Raw genomic sequence first — 23,901 nt, 5'->3', positions numbered from 1 at the left:
AGTAAATCATGTTATTATACCGCCAATCACCCGCTCCCGTCAACAAAAAACGGACTGACTTTCAGAGAAACATCTGAAAATCAGTCCGTTTACGCCTCTCATGCGCCTATTGGGCCGGGAGTCTCTGGTAGATCTCCATCTCCCGCCGCAGCCGCCGGGCCAGCTCCCCGCCGCAGGTTCCCGGCAGCGTCCGCCAGCGCCAGTTGTTTCCTCCCAGGGTGGAGGGGATATTCATCCGGGCCTCGCTGCCCAGGCCCAGCAGATCCTGAAACTGCATCACCGCGAGATCCGCCGCGGAGGCCCACGCGGAGCGCATCATACCCCAGTGGTAGCCCTCCTGCTCGTTCAGGCGGAGGTAGGCTTTTGCCAGGGCCACGTCCTCCGCCGGGGCGGAGGACATCCAGCCCTGGATGGTGTCGTTGTCGTGGGTCCCGGTGTAGGCCACGCAGTGCGGGGTGTAGCAATGCGGGAGGTACCCTCCGCCGGTGTCCCGGCTGTCAAAGGCGAACTCCAGCACCTTCATACCGGGGTAGCCGGATTCCGCCAGCAGCTTCCGGACGGAGCCGGTGAGAAAGCCCAGATCCTCGGCGATGATGTCCCGGGGCCCCAGGGCCGCCTCGATGGCCCGGAAAAATCCGATGCCGGGGCCGGGCCGCCAGCGGCCGTTCCGGGCCGTGGTCTCTCCATAGGGGATGGCGTAATACTCGTCAAAGCCCCGGAAGTGGTCGATCCGCAAAACATCATAGAGCTGGAACTGGCTGGCGATCCGGCGAATCCACCAGCGGTACCCGTCGGCCTCCATCCGTTCCCAGTCAAAGAGGGGATTGCCCCACAGCTGGCCGTCGGCGGAGAAGCCGTCCGGCGGACAGCCCGCCACCTCGGTGGGCCGTCCCTCCCCGTCCAGCTGGAACTGCTCCGGGTGCGACCACACGTCGGCGCTGTCCCCGGAGACGTAGATGGGCAGGTCCCCGACGACGGAGATGCCCTTGCCGTTGGCGTAGGCCTTCAGCTTCTTCCACTGGCGGAAGAACAGGTACTGCACCGCCCGCCAGAAGGCAAGCTCCTCCCCCAGCTCCTCCCGGGCGGCGGCCAGCGCCCCGGGGCGGCGGAGCCGCTCCTCCTCCGGCCACTGGAACCAGGAAACGCCCCCGTGCCTTTCCTTCAGCGCCATGAACAGGGCATAATCCTCCAGCCAGTCCCCGTGCTCTTGGCGAAATTGGGCAAAGTCCGGCGGGTCCTGCTCCAGCAGGCGGCGGCAGGCCCCTCTCAGCACGGGATAGCGGGTCTCATACAGCAGCCCGTAATCCACCCGGGCGGGGTCGTCCCCCCAGTTCAGGTCCCGAAACTCCCCCGGCTCCAGCAGTCCCTCCGCCGCCAGGTCCTCCAGGTCGATGAAATAGGGGTTGCCCGCGAAGGAGGAAAAGGACTGATAGGGGGAGTCGCCAAAGCTGGTGGGGCACACCGGCAGAATCTGCCAGCAGGACTGCCCCCCATCGGCCAGGAAATCCACAAACTCCCGGGCCGCCGCCCCCAGCGTCCCGATCCCGTAAGGGGACGGCAGGGCGGATATGGGCATCAGGATTCCGGCTCTTCTCACGTTGGAATCCCCTTTCCTATAAAATCAGACGGCCCCGTCCAGCCGGGCCACGCTCTCGCCCATAATCAGCTGGAAGGGCACCACCTCATGAACCGGGCGGTTTTTCCGCTCGATGTTGTGAAGCAGGATGTCCACCCCCCGCTCCGCCAGCCTCTGGGTGTCCTGGCGGACGGTCGTGAGCCGGGGCACGGAGTAGCGGGCCATGGAGATGCCGTCAAACCCCACCACGGAGATGTCCTCTGGCACCCGCTTGTTCAGGTCCCGCAATGCCCGGATGGTGCCCATGGCCATCACGTCGCTCATGGCGAAGATGGCAGTGAGGTCCGGGCAGCGGCCCAGCAGCCGCAGCGTGGCGGCGTAGGCCTCCCCCATGGAGTAGCGGCAGGGCTCGCACTGGCGGTCCTGGTCAAAGGGCAGGCCCAGCCGGGCAAAGGTCCTCTCGCACCCCTTTAACCGGCGGTAGCTGATCTGGGAGCAGGCCCAGTTGCCTCCCAGGACCCCGATGCGCCGGTGGCCCCGCTTCGCCAGGAAAGCAATGACCTGGGCGGCGGCCTCGCCGTCGTCGGTGGTGAGGGAGGAGAGGTTCTCAAACTCCAGCTCCGCGGCGGTGTTGGTCAGCAGCACGCAGGGCACGCTGATGCCGTAAAACTCCGCCCCGAACATCTCCACGTCGCCGCCCAGGAACAAAATCCCCATGGGCTTGCGCTCCCGGCACAGCTGGAGGGCGTAGCCCACCTCGTCGGCGTCCTCGTCCAGATAGTAGACCACGGCTTCCCGGTTGTTCTCCTGCAAAAGCGTCTGCACCCGCTCCACCAGGTCGGCGAAGAGCATATTCTGGGTGCCCTTCACCAGGATGATGATGCCGGTTCCGCTCTGCTGTTTCAGGTGCTTGGCGTTGTTGTTTGGCTGGAAGCCGTACTCCTCCACCACAGCCAGCACCTTCCGCCTCGTCTCCTCGCTGACGTCTGGGTGCTGGTTCAGCACCCGGGACACGGTGGCCACACCGCACCCGGACAGCCGGGCAATATCCTTGATGGTCACACCGTATCCCCTCCCTCCTTATAATTCGGCCAATAATTATATCATACCGGCTAGTAAAACGCAAGCCTCACCCTTTCACGGCGCCGGCCGCCACGCCCTTGATGATATATTTCTGGCAGCTGAGGTAGAAGATGATGATGGGGATGATGGCCAGCACCAGAGAGGCCATGATGGCGCCCATGTCCACCCGGCCGTAGGAGCCCTGCATCCGCTGGATGACGATGGAGATGGTGCTGAACTTGTTCAGGTCCAGGGTCAGATAGGGGAGCAGGAAGTCATTCCAGATCCACATGGTCTCCAGAATGCCCACGGAGATATAGGTGGGCTTCATGATGGGCAGCACCACGGAGAAGAAGGTCCGCAGGGGAGAGCAGCCATCGATCATGGCCGCCTCCTCAATCTCGATGGGAATGGACTTCACAAACCCGCAGAACATGAATACCGCCAGGCCCGCGCCGAAGCCCAGATAGATGATGATAAGGCCCCAGGGGGTGTTCAGCCGCAGCCGGTCGGTGACCAGGGACAAGGTGAACATCACCATCTGGAAGGGCACTACCATGGAGAACACGCACAGGGTATACAGTGTCTTGGTGGTCCGGTTGCTCACCCGGGTAATGAACCAGGCGAACATGGACGTGCAGATCAGAATCACCACCACCGAGCCCACAGTGATGACCAGGGTCCACAGCACGGCCTTCAAAAAGCCGTAGTCGTTGATGGCGTTGGCGTAGTTCTCCCCGCCGATCCAGGTCTTCTCACTGGGCATATGGAAAGGCTCCAGATTGATGAAGGCCTTTTTCTTGAAGGAGTTCATCAGAACGATGAAGAGGGGCGAGACGTAGAAGACCGCCACAATGGTGAGAATCGCGGTGGCGATCCAGCCCTTTCTCTTTGCTTTCATTATTGCTGCACCTCCTTGGAGCGGGTCATCCGCAGCTGGAGCAGTCCCAGCCCCACCACCAGAATGAAGAACACCACGGCCTTGGCCTGGCCCACGCCCTGCCAGCCCACACGGGTGTAGAACGTGTTGAAGATGTTCAGGGCCAGCCCCTCGGTCTGCTTCATGGGCTCGCCGGCGGTGAGGGAAAGATTCTGGTCAAAGAGCTTGAAGCCGTTGGTCAGCGTCAGGAACGTGCAGATGGTGATGGAGGGCATCATGTTGGGGATAGTCACGTTCCACAGCCGCTGCCAGCCGTTGGCGCCGTCGATCTGGGCGGCCTCGTTCAGGTCCCCGGGGATGGACTGGAGCCCTGCGATGTAGATAATCATCATGTAGCCGATCTGCTGCCAGCACAGCACAATCACAAGGCCCCAGAAGCCGTACTTCGCGCTGATTTTCAGCGCCAGGTCATACCGGGCCAGAATTCCGTTGAAGATCAGCTGCCAGATGTAGCCCAGCACAATGCCGCCGATGAGGTTGGGCATGAAAAACGTGGTGCGGAAGATGTTGGTGCCGGGGATGTTTTGGGTCAGCACCATGGCCACCGCGAAGGCGACAACGTTGATGAGCACCACCGTCACCACGGTAAAGGCAGCGGTAAAGAGGAAGGCGTGGAGAAACTCCGCATCCTGGAACGCCTTGGCAAAGTTGGAAAGGCCCACGAATTTGGCGTCCGTCACTGTGCGGAAGTCGCACAGCGACAGGTACAGCCCCATGATGAAGGGAACGATGAAGCCGATGATGAAGGCCAGAAACGTGGGGCCCAGGAAGACGGGAAAATAGCGCTTGATTGATTTTTCCATGGCTTACGCAGCCTCCTTGATCTCAGAGTGTAGTGAGGCGAAAACGGCCGGGGCGGGCGGATCATTTCCGTCCGCCCCGACATGGCATTGTCTCTTACTTGGATTTCTCAGCGGCCCAGTTGTCCACGAAGGCGGCCCGCACGGTCTCCCAGTTGGCGTCGGTCTGATCGGCGGCGTAGTTGGTCAGGGCGGAACCCAGGACGTTCTTCCACTCCTCAGAGGGCATGGTGGGGAAGCACCACTTGATGCTGGTGGTCCCGTTGGCCACATAGTCGTTGGCGATGTTTACCAGCAGGTTGCTGGACTCCAGGTTGCCCTTGAAGGGGATGACGAAGCCCATGTGGTCGCCGGAGCACAGGTACTCCAGGCCGGTCTCGGAGGTGACGCACCAGTACATGAAGTCCAGGGTGGCCTGAATATCCTCCGGGGAGGCGTTCTTGTTCACACACCAGTAGTTCTCGGTGCCGGTGCACAGGCCCTGGTTGGCCTCGTCGCCCACGCCGATGTAGATGGGCAGCATCCCCAGGTTCTCCTCGCCCACGTCGGCCACGTCGCCGTAGGCCCAGGTGCCGTTCTGATAGAACACGGCCTGCTCGGTGACAAACTCCGCCACGGAATCGTCGCCGGTCTTGGCGGAGAGCAGGGTGGGCGCACAGGTACAGTTGTTGATATACAGATCCCAGATGGCCCGGTAGTTGTCCAGATAGGTGCCCTTGATGGCGTCGGTGTCGCCGATTCCGTCGGCCTCATACTCAAAGTAGATGGGCAGGTTGGCCAGGTGGGTTTTGAAGCGCCAGTCGGAGGAACCGTCCATGCCGGCGGAGGTGAAGGCGGAGAATCCCAGCTCGCCGGAGCGGGCGGTGATGTCCTCGGCCACCCGCTTCAGGTCGGCAAAGGACTTGATGTCATCCATGGTGTAGCCGGCGTCGCCCAGCAGCTTGGTGTTGACGATGATGCCGTAGGTCTCGATGACGTAGGCAATACCGGACATAGAGCTGCCGTCCATCAGGGCGAAGTCGTCGCTGGAGAGCTCACCTGCCAGAGCGGAGCCGGACATGTCATAGCAGTAATCCTTCCAGTTGGCAAGGCCCACGGGGCCGTTGACCTGGAACAGCGTGGGGGCCTCGGTCTTGGCCATCTCGCTCATGAGGGTAGCCTCATACTGGCCGGAGGCGGCGGTCTGGACCTTCACCTCTACGCCGGTCTCGGCGGTGTAGGCCTGGGCCAGGGCCTGCCAGTCGCCGTCCTGCTCGGGCTTGAAGTTCAGGTAGTACACGGAGCCGGAGGCGGAATTGCCACCGTCGGAGCTTCCGCTGTCGGCGGGCGGGTTGCTGCCGCTGTTTCCGCCGCCGCAGGCGGCCAGGGACAGCGCCATGGCGCCGCACAGGGCCAGGGTCAAGAGTCTCTTCTTCATTTCATGTTCCTCCTGTTTATTGTTTTAAGGCTGGACGCGCTTTGGAAACGTTACCGGTAACGTTTCCAATCCTTGTGACTATAATACTGCATCTAGGCGCAGGATGCAAGAAAAAACTGAGCGATTTCTCCAAATTCGGAGAATCAGAAAAAAGCGCCCCATCTATTTTGTACAATTTGCTGATCCTTACGCAAGCCGTACGGAACTGTGCGTAAAATATCTCCGACATTTCCCTTGACGCGCTCTTTTCCCCTTGACAGTATGATGTCAGACTTCTATAATGGACATATGATAACACAGCCTGCAATCCGCGGAAACTGAGAACCAGTATTCCTAGGCCTTGTTTGAAAAATGGCGGAATGTCCAACGGCGAGAGATGTTTTCGCCAATCCAGGCAAATTTTTGCACTCGGGCTGACGCCTGACAAGAACATTTAACGCAGAGTGGCGGAAAAAGATCCGCCGTTTGGGCGTTTTGACATTTTTCAAACAAGGCCTAACCAGAGATGCCGGACGAACCGGGAATTTTCCCGCCAGACAGGGAAATTTTCCGCAGGGATTCACGCCTTTCCCGCAGTTCCCGGAAATCGCGAGAAAAAGGGGAGCGAGAACGGGGCGCGCAGAACAAGACGGAGGATGCAGGCAGGCTGCCGCCCGTCAAAGACGTCAATACAGTCATGCGTCTTCCGGACCGCCGAACGTTTCTCAGTATTTTGGGACACTGCTCTAAGAGCTTTGAAGTCCGCTGAGGCTGACAGACCACGGGGGATCTGGCGCAGTATGGCGGGGCTCCCATTCAGGCGGCGTTCAACGGTTGTGAATACGGATTCCGGGAAAATCAGAACAGGGGGAGCAATATGAAACGCAAGACTATGGACGGAAACGAGGCCGCCGCCTACGCCAGCTACGCCTTTACCGAGGTTGCGGCGATCTATCCCATCACGCCCTCCAGCCCCATGGCGGAGCACGTGGACACCTGGGCGGCCAACGGGATGAAAAACATCTTCGGCCAGAGCGTGCGGCTCATGGAGATGCAGAGCGAGGCCGGAGCCTGCGGAGCCATGCACGGCTCCCTGGAAACCGGAGCCCTCGCCGCCAGCTACACCGCCAGCCAAGGCCTGATGCTGATGGTGCCGCCGCTGTACCGCATTGCGGGGCAGCTGCTGCCCGGCGTCATCCATGTGGCGGCCCGGACCGTGGGCACCAGCGCCTTTTCCATCTTCGGCGACCACTCCGACGTGATGGCCTGCCGCCAGACGGGCTTTGCCCAGCTGGCCTCCTCCTGCGTGCAGGAGTGCATGGATCTTGCGGCCGTGGCCCACCTCTCCGCCATCAAAAGCCGGGTACCCTTCATGCACTTCTTCGACGGCTTCCGCACCTCCCACGAGATCCAGAAAATCGACGTGCTGGATTACGGCGATCTTGCCAAAATGGTGGACCAAGCGGCCCTAAACCGCTTTCGGACAGGCGCGCTGAACAGCGAGCACCCCCTCATGCGCTCCACCGTCATTAATCCGGACACGGCCTTCCAGCTGCGGGAGGCGGTAAACCCCTACTACGACGCCGTCCCCGGAATCGTGGAGGAGTACATGGCCCGAATGTCCGCCCTGACGGGCCGGGATTACCGGCTCTTCAACTACTACGGCGACCCGGAGGCAGAGCAGGTTGTAGCGGCCATGGGCAGCGTATCCGGCTGCCTCCGGGAGGTGGTTCAATATTTGAATCAGCGGGGCCGGAAGGTGGGCTTCCTCCAGGTCCGGCTGTACCGGCCTTTCAGCGCCAGCCGCTTCCTGGCGGCCCTGCCGGAGAGCTGCAAACTTCTCACCGTGCTGGACCGCACCAAGGAGCCCGGTGCCGGCGGCGAGCCCCTCTATAAGGACGTGTGCTCTGTCCTCCAGCAGGGCGGGCGGCAGATCCGGGTCCTGGGGGGACGGTACGGCCTCTCCAGCAAGGACGTCACCCCCGCCCAGATGATCGCCGTCTACGACAACATGGCCGGCCAGCAGCGGGACTGCTTCACCGTGGGCATCACCGACGATGTGACCCACCGCTCCCTGCCCGTGGGGGAGAACGTGGTTACCGCGGACGCCCGGACCATCAGCTGCAAGTTCTGGGGCCTGGGGTCCGACGGCACTGTGGGGGCCAACAAAAACTCCATCAAGATCATCGGCGACAACACGGACCAGTACGTCCAGGCGTACTTTGAGTACGACACCAAGAAGTCCGGCGGCGTGACGAAAAGCCATCTCCGCTTTGGACACACCCCGATCCTCTCCACATACTACGTCACCATGGCGGACTTCATCGCCTGTCACAACCAGAGCTACATCGCCAAATATGATATTGTAAACGAGCTGAAAGAGGGCGGAACCTTCCTTCTGAACTGCAATTGGTCCGCCGCAGATCTGGAGGCCCGTCTTCCCAACAAGGTCAAGCGCCTTCTGGCGGAGCGCCGGGCCCGGTTTTACACCATTGACGCCAATGCCGCCGCCGAATCCATCGGCCTGGGAAACCGGACCAACAGCGTCCTCCAGGCAGCTTTCTTCAAGCTCTCCGGCGTGCTGCCGGTGGAGGAGGCGGTGGAGTACATGAAGGCCGCCATCCGGAAGACCTACGGCCGCAAGGGCAACAAGGTGGTGGATATGAACTGCGCCGCCGTGGACGCGGGGCTCACCGGACTCCGCGAGATCCCCGTCCCCGCCGCCTGGGCGGGACTCCCCGATGAACCGGAACCCCAGGACACCGCCTCCCCCTGGTATGTCCGCACGGTCATGGGGGCGGTTAACGCACAGAAGGGCGACAGCCTGCCGGTGAGCGTCTTCAAGGACGCAGCGGACGGCAGCGTCCCCATGGGCACCTCCAAGTACGAAAAGCGGGGCTTCGCCTCCCATGTGGCCAAGTGGCTTCCGGAGAGCTGCGTGGGCTGCAACCTGTGCTCCCTCATGTGTCCCCACGCCGCCATCCGTCCTTTCCTCTTAAATGAGGAGGAGGCTCAAACGGCCCCGGCGGGCTATGTAACCAAGGCGGCCAGGGGCAAAGGCTTCGAGGGTCTGCGTTTCCGCATCCAGATCGATCCCCTGGACTGCACCGGCTGCGGCACCTGCGCCTCCGCCTGCATCGCCAAAGAAAAGGCCATCGTTATGAAGCCCATCGAAAGCCAGATGCCAGAGCAAGCCAACTGGGAATACAGCCTCTCCCTGTCCCCCAAGGAAAACCCCATGGACAAGTTCACCGTCAGGGGCAGTCAGTACGAGCAGCCCCTGCTGGAGTTCTCCGGTGCCTGCGCCGGCTGCGGCGAGACACCCTATATGAAGCTCCTCACCCAGCTCTTCGGCGAGCGCATGGTGGTTGCCAACGCCACGGGCTGCACCCAGGCGTGGGGATTCAGCGTCCCCAGCTACCCCTATACCACCAAGCCCAACGGAAGGGGCCCGGCCCTGTCCAACTCCCTCTTTGAGAACAACGCCGAGTACTCCCTGGGCATGGTCCTCAGCGTCCGCCAGCAGCGGCTCCGCCTCCTGAACGAGGTCCTGGCGCTCTTGAAGGAAACGAAGGACGAGAATTTGAAAAACGCCCTCTTTGCCTGGCAGGCCAACTTTGAGAACAAGGAGCGGACCGTTGAGGTCAGCGATATGGTGATCTCCGCCCTGAAGGCCACCTCTGAGACTGGAGAACGGATCGAGGCCGTCCGCAGAGCCCAGGACCAGCTGGTGAAAAAGAGCATGTGGATGTACGGCGGCGACGGCTGGGCCTACGACATCGGCTACGGCGGGCTGGACCATGTGCTGGCCTCCGGGGAGGACGTCAACATTCTGGTGGTGGATACGGAGGTCTACTCCAACACCGGCGGGCAGTCCTCCAAGGCCACGCCCTTCGGCGCGGTGGCCCAGTTCGCCGCCGCGGGCAAGCGGACGGAGAAGAAGGACCTGGGGATGCTGGCTTCGCAATATCAGAACGTCTATGTGGCGTCTGTCGCCTTGGGGGCGGACCCCGCCCAGTACATTAAGGCCCTGCGGGAGGCAGAGGCCCACGACGGACCGTCCCTGATCGTGGCCTATGCCCCTTGCATCAACCACGGCATCGTCAAGGGCATGGCCTGGGCCCAGGAGGAGGCCAAACTGGCGGTCAAAAGCGGCTACTGGGTCCTCTACCGCTACGATCCCAAGCGGAAAAAGGAGGGGAAAAATCCCTTCACCCTGGATTTCACGGACCCCAAATACGACCTGCGGGAGTTCTTCATGGGCGAGGTGCGGTTCAACTCCCTGCACAGGACCTTCCCGGAGGCGGCGGAGGCCCTGCTGGCGGAGGCCCGGAACCAGTGCCGCAACCGCTGGGCCCGGTATACCCATCTGGCGGCCCAGGACTACTCCCGCCTGCTGGATGTGCTGGAGGACTATCCCATTGCGGAGCCGGCAGCGGGCGCGGCAGAAGCATAACGAAGCGGGCGGGCCAGCTTTTGCCGGCCCGCCCTTTGATTCCAGCGGGAAGTTACAGGGACTTCTCGTAGGACTCAATCATCCTCTTGAACGTGTGACCCGTACGACTTCGGAGATTTGCAAGGTATTTGTCGGTGGTCTCGCCGGTGAAAACCTTGATTTGCAATCTCAGGGAACCGTCCTCCTCCGGGGTGGCAAAGATTTTGTCGATATACCTGTCCACAAACTCCTTGCTGATAAGCCCTTGAGCGGCATCCCGCGCCGCCTCCCGGAGCACCCGTCGGATGGTCTCAATCTGCTTGCGGAAATCCTCTCGGGACATTTGCTGCTGCTCCAGGTCGTAGATCTGCCGCTCCGCCTCGCTGATCTCCCGGTCACAGTCCTTGTTCATGGAGAGGAAATCCCGGTCGGAGAGCTGGCCGGAGGCGTTGTACCCCAGGAGCTTGCTTTTTTTCTTCTGGGCCAGCTCGATCTGCTGATGTAGTGCGGCGATCTGCTTGGCGGTGTCCTCCCCATCCCCCAGTGCCTTGTACATCTCGATGTACTCCTCCACCAGGGCCTGGGCGTCTGCCTCGGTCTCCCGGAACACCTCAAAGAGCAGGGGCTTCAGCTCCTCCTCATAGACGGCAAAGGAGGGACAGCTGTCCGCCCCGTTTTTGATCTTACCAGAACACACCCACTTGCTGTTTTTGTTCCCCTGACGGTCTACCGACTCCCGCCGGTAGTAAGCCGCGCCGCAGTGGGTGCAGTAGAGCTTGCCTGTGAGGAGGTTGGCGTGGTTGCAGATGCCCTGGCGGCCCTTCACGTCCTCGCTGCGCTTTTTCAGGACGGCGTTGGCCTTGTCCCACAGCTCCTCAGAGACGATGGCCGGGACGATCTCGCCGCTCTCATCCTTGAACATCACCCACTCCTCCGGGGGAAGGAATTTCTGCTTCTTGGTGAACAGATCGATGACCTTCACCTTGTTCCCTACATAGTAACCCTTGTATTTCGGATTGGAGATCATACCCGACATGGTGGTGTGGGCAATCTTTTTTCCGTTGTGGTTGCGATAGCCCTTATCCCAGAATAGCGTCTCGATCTGCTTCATGGAGTAGTCCCCGGAGGCGTACAGCTCGAACAGCTCCCGGACCATAGGGGCCTCGTCCTCGTCGATTATCAACCGCCCGCCATCCTTGACGTAGCCGAAGATGCGGCTGTTGCCCAGCACCACGCCGTTTTTGATTGCCTGCGCATGGCCAAATTTCACACGGCCCGACAGCTTGCGCAATTCATCCTGGGCGATTCCGGACATGATGGTCAGGCGCAGTTCGGAGTCCTCGTCAAAGGTGTTGATGTTGTCGTTTTGGAAGAACACCCCTACTCCGGCGCTGAGCAGCTCCCGGGTGTAGAGGATGGAGTCCAAGGTGTTTCGGGCGAAACGGGTGATTTCCTTGGTGATGATAAGGTCAAAGAGTCCCGCCTTACCGTCCTCCACCATGCGGTGGAAGTCCTCCCGCTTCTTGGTGGTGGCGGCGGACAGACCCTCGTCTACATAGCCTGGCACATACTCCCAGGCGGAATTTTTGCGGATGAACTCCTCGTAGTAGCTCACCTGATTGCCCAGGGAGTTGAGCTGTTCGTCGCTCTCGGAGGATACCCGGGCGTAGAAGGTCACCCGAAGAGGGATATCGTAGACGGATTTTGTGCGCAAGGCCTGACGAATGCTGTGTATATCCATGGCTCGTCTCCTTTGTAGTTCGTTTTATCATTTTTTATCTTGCAGTATATCACAGAATATGAAGCAAAGCAAGGGGGACCGCAACAATTGCGGTCCCCCTGTTTGTCAGCTCATGGTCATTTTCCAGCCGTCGATTTTCAGCGCCATCTTGTTGCGCTCCCGCTCCGTGATGACTCCCTTTTCATACAGCACCCGGTTGTAGTAGGACAGCCAGATCTTTGCCGCTGTCTCTTTCCTGCGCTGTTCAGTGGACTTTTGCTCAGACATGACTGTCCCTCCATTCTATAAAATAATTTCCGTATTTTACCTGATTTATACGGCTGTCGATAGGCTTCTCCTTTCTTCCCGCACCAACGGGATAACAAAAAGCAGACCATCATCACATGGTCTGCTGCCAGGTTTGCGTATCTTCGTGGTCGTCCTCTTTGTGACCGAGGGCAATTTTCTTTTCTCGCTCTCTGCGGAGTGTCTTGCTGTCGGCGTGCTTGTGTGCAGTTGTGGCGTCGCTTATGGGAACAGGATTGTCAGACCGTTCCAGAGCGCGGCCCAACCGTACCACAGCGCCAGCAATCCCACCAGCACCGCCGGAATCAATAGCCACTCCGATGAAGGACGGGGAAGTCGGATCGTTGGCAGAGAAAAGCGCCGCTCTCTCTTCTTCCCAGCCTGTTCCAACAGGCGGTGTATCTCCCTTGCCTCTCGAATCAATTCCGTCATCTGTTCCTGTGTCGCCCAGGGATTGGGCCTTGCGGCTATCTTCTCCAGCAGAAGCACCTGCTCCGCCAGGAGTTCTCCCATTGCCGTCAGTGCAGCGGTCAACCTCTGCCACTCCTCCGCTGTGGGATGCAGTGTCTCTGTTGGCGGCTTCTGCATATTCCGCCGGCGCAGCTCCTCCATGGATAACTGCCTGTCGGATTCTGAACTCAAGCTCCATCCTCTCCTTCAAATATTTTTCGTCGTGGAGTCGGTCGTCCCTGCACCTCATGCCACTGGGGGTAGTGTAGGTGATATTCTTTCGGCTGTCCGTCCAGCGGACATCGTAGCCCTCACTACGCATGAGTGTGATGAACTCCTCCCTGCTGCGGGCGTACCGCATACATGCGTCGATGGTGTTCATCAGCCGGAACTTCCAGCTCTCTCCCCTGACGGCAGTGTGGTACTCCGCCCCGGACATAGACTTACCCTTTCGCTTTTTCTGAGGTTGGAACACCGGCAGACCGAAATCCATACACACTTGGTCGTTGCGCTGACGTAACTCCGCCAGCTCCGGTTCACTAATGTGCAGCTTCTTTCCGTCCTCGAAGCTGACACTGTTAACGAGGAAGTGGGAGTGGATGTGGTCCCGATCCACGTGGGTACAGACCAGCACCTCCCGCCCTTGGAACCACTCGGCCAGCTCCAGTGCGGCGGCGTGAGCGACGACAGGGTCAACCTTCTCGTCCGCCGGGAAGGACTGCACCATGTGATAGAACATCGTGCCGCCCTCCTTGTGGTACAGCAGCTTGGTACGCAGGAAGTCATCGTAGACGCTCTCCGGACGGCAGTTGATTCCGCTGACCAGCCGGCGATCTTCCCACAGTGTTTTTTTCTCCTGCTGTGTGTACCTTATCACCGCTCCCATACAGGCGCGGCTCTGGCCCTTGGGATAGTTGGTAAAGTGGATAATGGCTATCTGCTCCACCTCCCACGCTCCTGGATCTCCCGCAGGGCGGCACTGATCCCGGCCAGTTCCTGTGTCATGCCGTCCAGGTTGACGATACTGACGCGGCCCATATTGGACAGCGCGGTCAGCTGGTTCAGATTGTTGCCAATGGCCCGGAGTTGCTTGGCAACCTCTTTTAAGTCCTCGATCACCACCACCTGGCGGCCCAGACAGCACCGAGTGACGTAATCGCTTTGGGACAGTCGGGCCTGCTTTGCTTTCTTCTTGATGGTATCCAAATCCCTGGAGGCAATCCGGATACTGAAAGTGGTATCTTTGTTCATTGTTCCTCCTGTTCTACGGGGTGTGGGGCGGCGCCCCACATTGGCATTTGGTGGGCGGCGGCGGAAGCCGGCGTCCAGACAAACGCGATGCTGGCTTTCTCCTAAAGGAGAAAATTTCGCTCCTCCCAGCCTGCTGCATAAGAGGGCAACCGGGCAGTGTCTTTAACACGTTACCCCCTTACCCTCTTGACCTGTGTCCGGCAGCTTGGCATACCAGCGGTCGCCCCTTCGGAGGGAGATCACGCCACGGTTCTGCTTGGCGATCTTCAGTGTTCGCTCAGAGATGCCAAGGGCAGAGGACTGTTTCAGCAGTTCTTCAGAAGCGACCTCACCACCTTTCAGCAGCTCCAACAGTAGACGCTCCGCCTGTTCTGTCTTGGTCACACCGGGGCCGCTGCCGGAGAGGAGTTCGCTGGCGGTGGTATCGCAAAACCCGCTCCAGGAAAAACCTGTATCTGAATGCAGAGAAAACAAAATGGACGCCCCCTCCGGAGCCAGACTGCTCTTGTCGTGTACCACCACTCGGGTTTCGGGGTCATCCTTGGAGCGCCCCACCAGCAGTACGCTCCGCGCCGCCGCCCGGAAGTCGATGGATCCCAGCCCACGGTATGCGGACTTGACACCCTGCATTTTGTTCATGTGCCCCACCAGTACGATGGCGCATCCGGTCTGCTCCGCCAGCTGCCCCAGCCGTTTGAAGATGGGGCGCACCTCGTTGGCCCGGTGCATATCCACGCCGTCTCCCAGGTACGCCTGGATGGGGTCGAGGACGAACAGTCCCGCATCCGTTTCTTGGATGGCCTGGGCAAGACGTCGGTCACTCAGCGTCAGCTCCCGCTCACTCTCGTCAATGACCAGCACTTTGGAACAATCCGCTCCCAGCGCTGTGAGCCGGGGTTTGACCGTATCCGCCAGGCCGTCTTCCGCCGTCTGATAGATGATGTTCATGGGCGGTCTACTTTCCGTACAGCCAGGCATTGGCAGTCCCCGTGTAAGCAGAGCCGCCAGCGCCAACACGAAGGTGGTCTTGCCCTCTCCGGGGTCACCCTGGATAATCGTGATCTTGCCTCTGGGGAGATACGGATACCAGAGCCACCGCACCTCCTCCGCCGGAATGTCGCTCATGGTGAGCAGTTTCAGCTTGTTCAAATTTGCTCCTCCTCTGTTTATTTGTTTTGGCCACACACCATACCTGTTCCTGCGCCAGGGCCTTTCCTGCCGCGTAGTGTTCTCTCCTGGTACGCTCGTCCGTGTCTGCGGAGTTGTGGCGATACTTGGGCCGGAGACATATCCTCTCTGGTGGCGGGTATTCAGTTGTCGAGGTTCGTCCGGACTTTCTTTTTCCTCGCTGTCATGCTACAATAATTTCAGCCGTCTTTACATCATGAAGTGACTTTGGGGAGGGAGCGGTATGGCAGACAAAAAATCCCCCGGCCTCTGGATCGAGACCGGGGTTGACGGAAAATTTTGTGTTGTGATGTCCGGAGCGTATGGACCAGAGAAGCACCTTCCTTTGATCACTCCCGCGGAAGACCTGGTTGCCGCAGCGGAGATGGACTACACAGCCTACCGCCGGGAAATCCAGCGGCTGTATGAGGAACATCCGCTCTTTGCAGAACGGCTGGATGTACCGGAATCGGATTTGGAGGACTTGACCGCTGAGGCGCTGCTGCTCCCCTCCACGCTCCGGGAAATCGACCCACTCAGCTTTTTTGTACTGGGGAGCTTGCTGGATCAGGCGCTGCGGATGCAGGATGACGGTTCGCCCATCTTTCTCCTCCGGGCCGGACAGCGCCTGCTCCAGGTTTTGGAACTTCCCATCCGCACACAGATCCGGCTTCGCAATATCATGGAGATGACCTTCGACGGGACGGAGCGGGCCACCCAGCAGGAGCGGTTTGCGAAACTGCATAACGCGTATCCTGAGATTGCCGCATTCTGTGACCCCGCCCATCTGGACGGGTACGGGGATGCTCCTCTACAACTTTGTGTTGGTTCTGTGTTCCAGCTTCGCCTGATCGAACTTCTGCTGTACTTTCGGCAGGAGAAACAGCGCATTGCCCGGTGTGATTACTGCTGGAATTATTTCATCCCCAGAACTCAGGCGGCAACCCGCTACTGTGACCGAATCTTTGACGGTCAAAGCTGTAAAAAGCGGGGGGCCAACCTCAAACGCAAAAAAGGTCCGGAGCAGGACGATGCCCTCAAACTGTTCAAGCAGCTGCGGGACCGGATGTATGCCAGAATGCTGCGCTATCAGGACGCGCCGGAGAATCAGCGGGACCGGCTGATTCCTATGACAGTGATACAGTACGATGTGTGGGAGAAAAACGCCCGTCAAGCACGCCGGGATTATATGGCCGGAAAAATTGAGGCCAGAGAATTTCTGCGCCGTATCGACACCACTCACGAGCTGACCAGCTATGATACGCTCAAGCAGGAGCTGCCGCCAGAGGAAAGCATTTGGCAAAAACGGGTAGCTGCCGATCTGGACTTTGACCCTGAGCGGCAATACCCCTCATCGCTAATGCTCCTTGATCTCAGTAAGCCGAGTGACGATCCACAGTGGCAGTATTTGACTGCGGAGGAACTAATCCGGAAGGATCAGGAGGGACACCAGAGTTTGAAAGATCAATACAGCAAATAGCCGGAATACGTTTCACCGAATCAGATCTGTGATTAAGTATAAAGACCTGGGGTTTTGATCAATGTGATCCAGCCCCAGGTCTTTAAATTGTTACATTCACACTGCGGCATTGGAGTTGATCCTGTCGATCACCGCTTTGATTCCCAGCCACAGGGACAGGTCGGTGAACACCTCCACCACGCTGCCCTGGTCGGTGAAGGGTGGTTCCTGGAGAACGGACAGGTCTTTCATCATACCGTTGCGCACAATGTACTCCACGATCTGGTTGACAAAGTAAATCTGCCGGCTGTCCAGATTTGCGTTATTGAGGTAATCCGCAAAGGCCTCTTTCGCCGCTCTCATGTCCAGGCCCACGATCTCCCGGACGAACTCCCCCAAGGGCTTGGCGCCGACCTCCGCTTCATAGTCCTCTCTGGAGCCCACCTCGCTCCAGAGGATGCGCTCCAGCGCTCCAACGTCCTCCTGGGTCAGTGGGACGTTTCCTTTCAGCTTGGCAATCACCACCTCGTCCTGGTGCTGGCGGACATAGAACTCCGCTTTGGCTTTGTAGTTCTGTAAATCATTGTTCTCCAGCTCTGACTTCTTCCAGTCCATGGACAAAACTTCATCGTCAAAATTAGTGGTATAATGAGCCAGTTCCACGGGATATACTTGATCAGATCCCGCAGTCTCTCCCGGATGTGTTCAAACTCATAGATCTCCGCATCGTCCAGTTAGTTGGTATGGAGGAGCTTGTCAATCAGCGGAGCCTGCTTCTGAATCGCCGGGATGTTGGCTACACTATGTATAACGCAAAGCTAACTGTTTATCTCGTCCGATCAATGCGCCATTTTGAATGGCAGCAGCCTCCGGCTGACCGTCAGCACCAGCGTAGTGAAGGGAAATGCTTTCAAACGTCACAATGCTGGAAAGTTTTTCCTCATCGTCTGCCGCAGATGCCAGCGCGGGGAGAAAGCCCATCAGCATGGACAAACACAAAAGGAGCGCGGCAAGCCGTGCTCCTGAATTGTTTTCAGACTTTGGTTTTCTTTGGAGCCGCTTGCCGCCGCGATTATGGCGATAGAACATACTCATTTTCTACTCTCCTTTATGTTTTCACGAATGTTTAGGAACGTCCCCTTTTTTGGCGCTGGGCTGCAAAAATATTCCGTGTTATTTGTTCCTGATCGACTTCGGTCAATTCCAAAAATCGGCACCCGTACTCGAATTTTCCCTCGTCCTTTTCTACAACGCGCACGATTTGGCTGAACATGGCCGATTCCGGCCTGTCCTCCAACAGCCTGACCTTCAGCAGAAATTTGTCTCCCTCGTGGTATCTGTACTCCGAGCTGACGCTGGCCCCGCCCACACTGATATTCAGCAGCTTGCAGGGCTTTTCTCCCATTGCCAATCCGCTGAACATGGTGGCGGTGGCGTCAAGGTTTGTGGTCAGGCGGAAAAAGGCACGGTCATTTCCCACGCGGACGATGGTCAGCTCCTCCACTTGCCATATATGCTTGGGGCCGGGTGTAATTATGCCCTCCATATAGACCGCTTTGCGCTCATAGTCGCTATATCCTCTGATCCTGGCATGGATGGTTTCAACATCCTTGACAATCGCGGCCTCCGAATATTGGTGCAGCTCCGCCTTGTCCCCATGCAGGCCCATCAGCTTTGCCACAAAGAGTATCTGTCCTGCGGCGGTTGTTACTTCCACCCGCATACCCGAATAAATATCGAGTTCTTCTGTGCCATTTGTATCTTTATCCTCTTGAGGTGGCCGTTCTTTTGCCCTTTTTCTGAAAAGCTCCAATAAGCTCACAATATACCTCCCATATGAATTGATATTTTGATGTCAGTCAGACTACCTTTTTTCCCACAACTGTTTCAGCCTTTCATTGGCCCAAACGACCCGGTTCCGGCCGTTTTTCTTTGCATCGTACAGCATGGTGTCCGCGATTTTTAAGTAAAAATCATAGGCGCTTTCCGTATCAGGAACAATCGTGACCCCTCCGACACTGACCGTGACCCATTCAGCCACAGACGGATCATGGGGGATGTGCAGGTTTTCTACTGCCTGTCGGATTTTCTTCAAGTGTTCAAAAATCTGCTGCGAACTGTCGCCCAGGGACAATGCCACAAATTCCTCGCCGCCATAGCGGGCAAGAAAATCCGTACTGCGTTTCAAATAGGACGCCGCTGTCTGAGCAACGGAAGCGATCACCTTATCTCCGGCAGGATGGCCAAAGGTATCGTTATACACTTTGAAGCGGTCAATATCAAACATACAGATGGAGAACGGAACGTGCAGGCGGATCGCTTCTCTCCATTTTGTCGCGCTGTATTGTTCATACCGACGCCGGTTGGCAATTCCTGTCAGTTGGTCGGTCATGGATTGCTGCTCAATCTGTCTGCGATATTTGTAGAGTTTGATATGTGTGTTGACCCTTGCCTTAACGATCAGGGGAATGTATGGCTTTGTAATATAATCCACAGCTCCTAAAACAAGTCCACGCTGCTCATTCGTCACATCTGCAAGGCTGGTAATCAAGATGACCGGGATGCTTTGAGTCACGATTTGCTCCTGCAACATTTTCAGCAGCGTAAAACCGTCCATTCCAGGCATCACGACATCCAGCAGAATGAGGGAAAAATCCCCCTCGCTCACTAAACGCAGCCCGTCCTCCGCAGTTTGTGCGACGGTAATATCATACTCATCTTCTATAATTGACTTTAGCTGTGCTGCCTGCACAATGCTGTCGTCCACGATCAATATTTTTTCCATACTCATATCCCTCACTATATTTAACTCAAGCTGCCTATTAACAACTTAATTTTTGTTATGTTGTATTAGAGTGAAGCCCAACCGCCCCAATTTCACTGTAAGGACGCAGAGAATCTGAAAAAAGTGCAAGAAAAGACAGGCGAGATAAATATAGAGAGCATCCCGTCAGTTTCTTCATGCCTAAGTTGTAAAAGGACTTGTCAGAAAGCCGTTTTTCCTGTATAATGCGATATGTATATTGACCTGTTGCGGTCTAAACAACAACATAACAAAAATTATGTTGTAAGGATCAGACCCAGCCGTTCCATCTGTCGGGCGTGAACAAAACCGCTCTCTGCGGTATAAATGCGGGTGGTGCTGACATTGGAATGGCCCAGAATATCCGCCAGCCGGGACAAATCCTTTTCCAGCGAGTAATACGTCCGGGCGAACAGATGCCGCAGGTTGTGGGGGAACACCTTGTCTGGCTCAACCCCGGCGCTTTCACACAGAGCCTTCATATCCCGCCAGATATTGGAGCGGTCAAGGGGTTTGCCCGTCCGCGTCACAAACACCGATCCGTCGGTGATTTTTTGTTTTTTCAGATACTTTTTCAGCAGCCCGCACAGCTTCCCAGGCAGAAAGACAGTTCGCCGTTTTCCCTTGTTCGTGACCACTGTACGGCCCAGGGTCACAGCGTCCACGGTGATAAATCGGAGTTCTGATACCCGGATGCCTGTGGCGCAAATTGTTTGAAGGAGCAGGGACAGCCGTTCATTTCCCTGCCGCTGGGCCGCGTTCACCAAACGGACATATTCAGCGCGGGTCATTTCCCGGCTTTCATCACAGAAAAGGGGACGCTGTACTTTCAGCGGCCTGACAGACAGCTTCGGCCAGTCCATGAACTGGAAAAAACTGTTGACCGCTGCCAGCATGGAATTGACTGTGGCTGGGGTATAGGTATCAGCCAGATGCTCTTTCCACGCAATCACGGCCACCTTTGTGACGGCTTTCCCATTCAGAAACAACATGAAATCGTTAAGGTCATGAACATATTTCTTTACAGTGTTCTTGGCTCTCTCTTGTTCCTGGAGGTGCGCCGCATATTGGGAAATGTGGTCGGCGGTAATTGTGAAAGCTGCTTCCTGGCTGAACATGGCAATAATCTCCTTTGTATTCGATGCAGATAGTTTTCCGAATAGAAAGAAGGTTATTCCAAAGTTAGTGAATGTTCACCCCCCCTTAGCGCCAAAAAAATTTGAGAACCGAGCGTGCCTTTAACCGGTATGATAGTGAACGTTCATTATCAAACTACTAAAAATGAACCGCCTCCAGCGGCACATTTTCATTTTCGTCTTGATTTTTTAGGCTTCTCCGGTTTCAAATAGCCGCTCAGTCCAGTGGTTAACAACTGAAACACAGTGTCCTCGGTTTCCTGATTGTCTGGAAGCGTCCCTTCCACCACATACTTTGCGTACATAACAGTGGATGTGAGGACGTGGAGCCACAATAAATCCTGATTGATTTTGTCCAGGCTTGGAAATACCTTTTTGAAAACGTCAACCATTCCAATAAACGTCTTGAAATAGGTCACATCCCGGCTCTTGTCATACTGGGGGAAAAACGTACTGTCCCGAAAGCGGTGATAAAAAACTGTTTCGTCCGGGCGGGATGTCCAAAACCGAAAATAGGGCACCCACAGCGCCTTTACCGCACCCATAGGGTCAGTGAGCATAAGCAGCGGGTTGAATTTCAAATGTTCAAAGATTGCCGCCGCCTGCTTGTCCACATAAGTGAAGCACTCCACCAGCAGTTGATCCTTGCCGTCAAAGTGGCGGTAAATCGCTCCTGATGAAATCCCCGCCAGCTCGCTGACGTTCTGGATGCGCACCCCTTCCAGGCCATACTGCCGTACAGCCTTGATTGCGGCAACGATGATCCGGGTCTTGGTGTCATCCAGTGTAATCACTTCCCCCCTGCAATAACCACTTCTCCTGTCACCTATTCACAGAGGAATTATATACTAAAGCGCAGCTTTTGACAATACTCTTTTCTCGCTGCTACCAAGAATGCTTTCTTTCAAGACCTTTCCCGCCTTAAACACCGGAACGCTCTGCGCCGGAATTTCCACAGTCTCCTTGGTTTGCGGATTGCGGCCTGTTCTGGCGGCCCGGTGCTTCACCTCAAAAGTGCCAAAGCCAGTCAGCTTTATTTTGTCATCCTTTTGCAAAGCCTCTGTGATTGCAGACAGCATACCATCCAAGGCAATACCACAGTCCTTTTTTGCCATCCCGGTCTTGCCCGCCATACGTTCGATCAATTCCTGCTTATTCATATTTTCCTCCTATTCTGGCAAAGAGTACCCCTTTGCCAATAACATTTTGTGTGTCCAATCAAGTAAAAGACTGGACAAATCTGCATTATATAGTTGAACATCAGGAGTGTCAATAAATTTATGTATTGGAAAGCATCAAGGCAGCGTCAAAGACACAGACTTTTGGCGTGTCGATGAAGACGCTGTTCAGAATTGCGGATGCGCTCGAAGTTCCCGTTTCAAAGCTGCTTGAGGAATGAAAAAAGCCGCCCTGTCCTGGGTCTGGCCATGGATAACAATATCAGAAAGAGTATTTCTGCGCTTTCTCCTGGGCGGCAAAGAGCCGGTTCATATCGGCGGTGATACTGCCAGCCATCACCTGCAGAAAGTCGCGCTCGGTGGTGGAGGCGAGGATGGCCCGGTCAATGTCGGCCCGGATGGTGCCCCGGTGGGTGGGCTTGCCGTTCTGCTCGGCTTGCCATTCTGCGTAGTTTTTGGCCCGCTCGCCGGGGTTCTCTATCACAGAAATAGCGTACTCCCGGCAAAGCCGGTCTGACACCTCACGCATACGGGCGTAATCGGCAGGAGAATTGTAGAATTTATATGTGAAACATATTTTTCTTTTAAATCTCCTGTTTTCACCCATGGAATAGTTCCATTTTCATAATACTTCGCCTGTCTTTTATCTGGTGTTCCACCAGAAGATATTGTAAAAATGTCCCCCAATCTCGCCATCACACCATCCCCTCCAATTCCTCCAGTCCCTTCTGAATCTCGGCTTCCAGCTGGCGCAGCTGGACGAAAATCTCGCTGGTGGGCGGGTACTCCACGGGGACATACTCGGTCTTTTTGTACTTGTTGATGGACAGATCGTAGCCATTCTCCACAATCTCCTCCCTGGGCACCAGGAAGGACTGCTCGGTGCGCTCCCGGGCCTCCTTCCCGGCCAGGTCATGGAACCGGGCGACGATATCGGGGATGTCGTTCTCCGCCACGGGGGACCGCTTATCATCCAGGGAGAAGCCGTCCGCCCGCATATCGTAGAACCACACCTTGTCCGTTCCGCCGTGGCCGGTTTTGGTGAAGATGAGTACCCCGGTGGACACCCCGGCGTAGGGCTTGAACACCCCCGAGGGCATGGAGATAACCGCCTCCAGGCGGTGGTTGTCCACCAGCTCCCGGCGGATATCCCGGTGGGCCTTGGACGACCCGAACAGCACGCCGTCCGGAACGATACAGGCGCACCGCCCGCCCACCTTGAGCATTTTCAAAAACAGGGCCAAAAACAGCAGTTCAGTCTTCTTGGTTTTGCACAGCTTCAGCAGGTCGGCGGACACGATATCCGCGTCCAGGCTGCCCTTGAAGGGGGGATTGGCCAGGATGAGGGAGTACTTTTCACGGTCCGGGTTCTGGTCGGACAGGCTGTCCCGGTACTCGATGGTGGGGTTGTCCACCCCGTGAGTCATCATGTTCATGGCCCCGATGCGTAGCATGGTGCGGTCCATGTCGAAGCCGTGGAACATGGCGTTCATGTAGTGGGCTTTCTTCTCCCGGTTGAAGAAGATTTCCTCCTTGCGGTTGGCTTTCAGGTACTCCCCAGCCGCCACCAGAAAGCCCGACGTACCGCAGGCCGGGTCGCAGATGACCTCGTCTGGACCGGGGGCCATCAGCTCCACCATCATTTTTATGATATGCCGGGGCGTGCGGAACTGGCCATTCACCCCGGCGGTGGCGATTTTGGACAGAAGGAACTCATACACGTCTCCCCGCACGTCGCCGTCCCGGAGCTGGGCCATCTGGGCGTAGATCTCGTCCAGGGCGGTGACAACCTTGTCCAGCATCAGCGGTGTGGGGATTTTGAAGATGGCGTCGTCCATGTACTTGGCGTAGGCGCTGCCCTTGTCCCCGTGGAGGTTCTTGATGAAGGGGAACACCTGCTCCTGCACCACGGTGTACATCTTCCCGGCGGGGAAGTCGTGGAATACCGACCACTTGAGCTGATTGCCCGGGACAGTCCGCTCCCCAATTTGGACCTCCTCCCCGAACATACTCTTGTAGGGCAAGCCCAGCATGGCGCTCTCCTTGGCGCGCAGATTGTCTGTCTCATCCAGATCGTGGATGAACATCAGGTAGGTCATCTGCTCCACCACGTCCAGAGGGTTGGTAATGCCGCCCGTCCAGAAGATCTCCCAGAGGGCGTTGATCTTGTTTTTCAGTTCGCCTGTAATCATAGCGGTTCTCTCTTTCTGGTTTTTATGATT

At 57.3% G+C, this 23,901-nt stretch carries 22 protein-coding genes; 2 read left to right on the top strand and 20 right to left on the bottom strand.

The annotated features are described in order from the left end of the window. Positions 1 to 106: 106 nt before the first annotated feature. From malQ to C816_RS04280, 5 genes are all read right to left on the bottom strand, one after another. Positions 107 to 1,597: a 4-alpha-glucanotransferase gene (gene malQ, locus C816_RS04300; RefSeq protein ID WP_040654606.1), complete on the bottom strand. Its 1,491-nt coding sequence runs from the start codon at positions 1,595 to 1,597 to the stop codon at positions 107 to 109. Between the two features lie 24 nt (positions 1,598 to 1,621). Further along, on the bottom strand, positions 1,622 to 2,638 hold the full coding sequence (locus tag C816_RS04295; RefSeq protein WP_016321192.1) for a LacI family DNA-binding transcriptional regulator: 1,017 nt from the start codon (positions 2,636 to 2,638) through the stop codon (positions 1,622 to 1,624). Between the two features lie 67 nt (positions 2,639 to 2,705). Beyond that, positions 2,706 to 3,539 carry a carbohydrate ABC transporter permease gene (locus C816_RS04290; RefSeq protein ID WP_016321191.1) on the bottom strand — a complete coding sequence of 278 codons (834 nt, stop codon included), beginning with the start codon at positions 3,537 to 3,539 and terminating at the stop codon, positions 2,706 to 2,708. Further along, positions 3,539 to 4,381: a carbohydrate ABC transporter permease gene (locus C816_RS04285; protein ID WP_016321190.1), complete on the bottom strand. Its 843-nt coding sequence runs from the start codon at positions 4,379 to 4,381 to the stop codon at positions 3,539 to 3,541. The genes C816_RS04290 and C816_RS04285 overlap by 1 nt, the downstream gene beginning before the upstream one ends. A 94-nt stretch (positions 4,382 to 4,475) precedes the next feature. After that, positions 4,476 to 5,795: an ABC transporter substrate-binding protein gene (locus C816_RS04280; protein WP_016321189.1), complete on the bottom strand. Its 1,320-nt coding sequence runs from the start codon at positions 5,793 to 5,795 to the stop codon at positions 4,476 to 4,478. Positions 5,796 to 6,651: 856 nt separating this feature from the next. Between C816_RS04280 and nifJ the strand changes: the two genes are divergently transcribed. Next, entirely contained in the window at positions 6,652 to 10,230 is a 3,579-nt protein-coding gene (gene nifJ, locus C816_RS04275; protein ID WP_016321188.1) for a pyruvate:ferredoxin (flavodoxin) oxidoreductase, read from the top strand. Positions 10,231 to 10,282: 52 nt separating this feature from the next. Here nifJ and C816_RS04270 read toward each other — a convergent pair whose 3' ends face one another. From C816_RS04270 to C816_RS04255, 5 genes are all read right to left on the bottom strand, one after another. Continuing rightward, positions 10,283 to 11,950 carry a recombinase family protein gene (locus C816_RS04270; protein WP_016321187.1) on the bottom strand — a complete coding sequence of 556 codons (1,668 nt, stop codon included), beginning with the start codon at positions 11,948 to 11,950 and terminating at the stop codon, positions 10,283 to 10,285. Between the two features lie 105 nt (positions 11,951 to 12,055). Beyond that, positions 12,056 to 12,217, bottom strand: coding sequence for a hypothetical protein (locus tag C816_RS23435; RefSeq protein WP_016321186.1), 162 nt, complete (start codon positions 12,215 to 12,217; stop codon positions 12,056 to 12,058). 112 nt (positions 12,218 to 12,329) lie between these two features. After that, positions 12,330 to 13,631, bottom strand: a complete 1,302-nt coding sequence (locus tag C816_RS04265) for a relaxase/mobilization nuclease domain-containing protein (RefSeq protein WP_016321185.1) — start codon at positions 13,629 to 13,631, stop codon at positions 12,330 to 12,332. After that, positions 13,619 to 13,936 carry a MobC family plasmid mobilization relaxosome protein gene (mobC, locus tag C816_RS04260; RefSeq protein WP_016321184.1) on the bottom strand — a complete coding sequence of 106 codons (318 nt, stop codon included), beginning with the start codon at positions 13,934 to 13,936 and terminating at the stop codon, positions 13,619 to 13,621. Before mobC ends, C816_RS04265 begins: the two co-directional genes overlap by 13 nt. Positions 13,937 to 14,098: 162 nt before the next feature. Then, positions 14,099 to 15,085, bottom strand: coding sequence for an AAA family ATPase (locus C816_RS04255; protein ID WP_016321183.1), 987 nt, complete (start codon positions 15,083 to 15,085; stop codon positions 14,099 to 14,101). 262 nt (positions 15,086 to 15,347) lie between these two features. Here C816_RS04255 and C816_RS04250 point away from each other — a divergent pair, with 262 nt between their 5' ends. Continuing rightward, positions 15,348 to 16,583 (top strand): hypothetical protein, encoded by a 1,236-nt coding sequence (locus tag C816_RS04250; RefSeq protein WP_016321182.1) that lies wholly within the window; start codon positions 15,348 to 15,350, stop codon positions 16,581 to 16,583. A 96-nt stretch (positions 16,584 to 16,679) separates the two neighbouring features. Here the strand turns inward: C816_RS04250 and C816_RS04245 are convergent, their stop codons facing one another. From C816_RS04245 to C816_RS04205, 10 genes are all read right to left on the bottom strand, one after another. Further along, a complete protein-coding gene (locus C816_RS04245) occupies positions 16,680 to 17,225 on the bottom strand; it encodes a type I restriction-modification enzyme R subunit C-terminal domain-containing protein (RefSeq protein ID WP_371254351.1) in 546 nt (181 codons plus the stop codon). 138 nt (positions 17,226 to 17,363) lie between these two features. Then, entirely contained in the window at positions 17,364 to 17,657 is a 294-nt protein-coding gene (locus C816_RS04240) for a hypothetical protein (RefSeq protein WP_016321180.1), read from the bottom strand. Between the two features lie 31 nt (positions 17,658 to 17,688). Continuing rightward, positions 17,689 to 18,243 (bottom strand): PilZ domain-containing protein, encoded by a 555-nt coding sequence (locus tag C816_RS04235; protein ID WP_242832108.1) that lies wholly within the window; start codon positions 18,241 to 18,243, stop codon positions 17,689 to 17,691. Positions 18,244 to 18,426: 183 nt separating this feature from the next. Further along, positions 18,427 to 19,347 carry a diguanylate cyclase gene (locus C816_RS04230; RefSeq protein WP_016321178.1) on the bottom strand — a complete coding sequence of 307 codons (921 nt, stop codon included), beginning with the start codon at positions 19,345 to 19,347 and terminating at the stop codon, positions 18,427 to 18,429. A 275-nt stretch (positions 19,348 to 19,622) separates the two neighbouring features. Next, positions 19,623 to 20,483 carry a tyrosine-type recombinase/integrase gene (locus C816_RS04225; protein WP_016321177.1) on the bottom strand — a complete coding sequence of 287 codons (861 nt, stop codon included), beginning with the start codon at positions 20,481 to 20,483 and terminating at the stop codon, positions 19,623 to 19,625. Between the two features lie 188 nt (positions 20,484 to 20,671). Beyond that, positions 20,672 to 21,295, bottom strand: coding sequence for a TetR/AcrR family transcriptional regulator (locus tag C816_RS04220; protein WP_016321176.1), 624 nt, complete (start codon positions 21,293 to 21,295; stop codon positions 20,672 to 20,674). Positions 21,296 to 21,349: 54 nt separating this feature from the next. Continuing rightward, positions 21,350 to 21,661 (bottom strand): HU family DNA-binding protein, encoded by a 312-nt coding sequence (locus C816_RS04215; protein WP_016321175.1) that lies wholly within the window; start codon positions 21,659 to 21,661, stop codon positions 21,350 to 21,352. A gap of 280 nt (positions 21,662 to 21,941) precedes the next feature. Further along, positions 21,942 to 22,208, bottom strand: a complete 267-nt coding sequence (locus tag C816_RS22415) for a hypothetical protein (protein WP_242832107.1) — start codon at positions 22,206 to 22,208, stop codon at positions 21,942 to 21,944. Next, on the bottom strand, positions 22,160 to 22,375 hold the full coding sequence (locus tag C816_RS22410; RefSeq protein ID WP_155978926.1) for a restriction endonuclease subunit S: 216 nt from the start codon (positions 22,373 to 22,375) through the stop codon (positions 22,160 to 22,162). The genes C816_RS22415 and C816_RS22410 overlap by 49 nt, the downstream gene beginning before the upstream one ends. Further along, entirely contained in the window at positions 22,375 to 23,871 is a 1,497-nt protein-coding gene (locus C816_RS04205; protein ID WP_016321173.1) for a class I SAM-dependent DNA methyltransferase, read from the bottom strand. Before C816_RS04205 ends, C816_RS22410 begins: the two co-directional genes overlap by 1 nt. Positions 23,872 to 23,901 lie beyond the last annotated feature (30 nt).

The sequence above is a fragment of the Oscillibacter sp. 1-3 genome (assembly GCF_000403435.2).
GTDB lineage: Bacteria > Bacillota > Clostridia > Oscillospirales > Oscillospiraceae > Oscillibacter.
The sequence above is the reverse complement of the archived record's forward strand: the minus strand, read 5'-3'. Positions and strand labels throughout refer to the sequence as shown.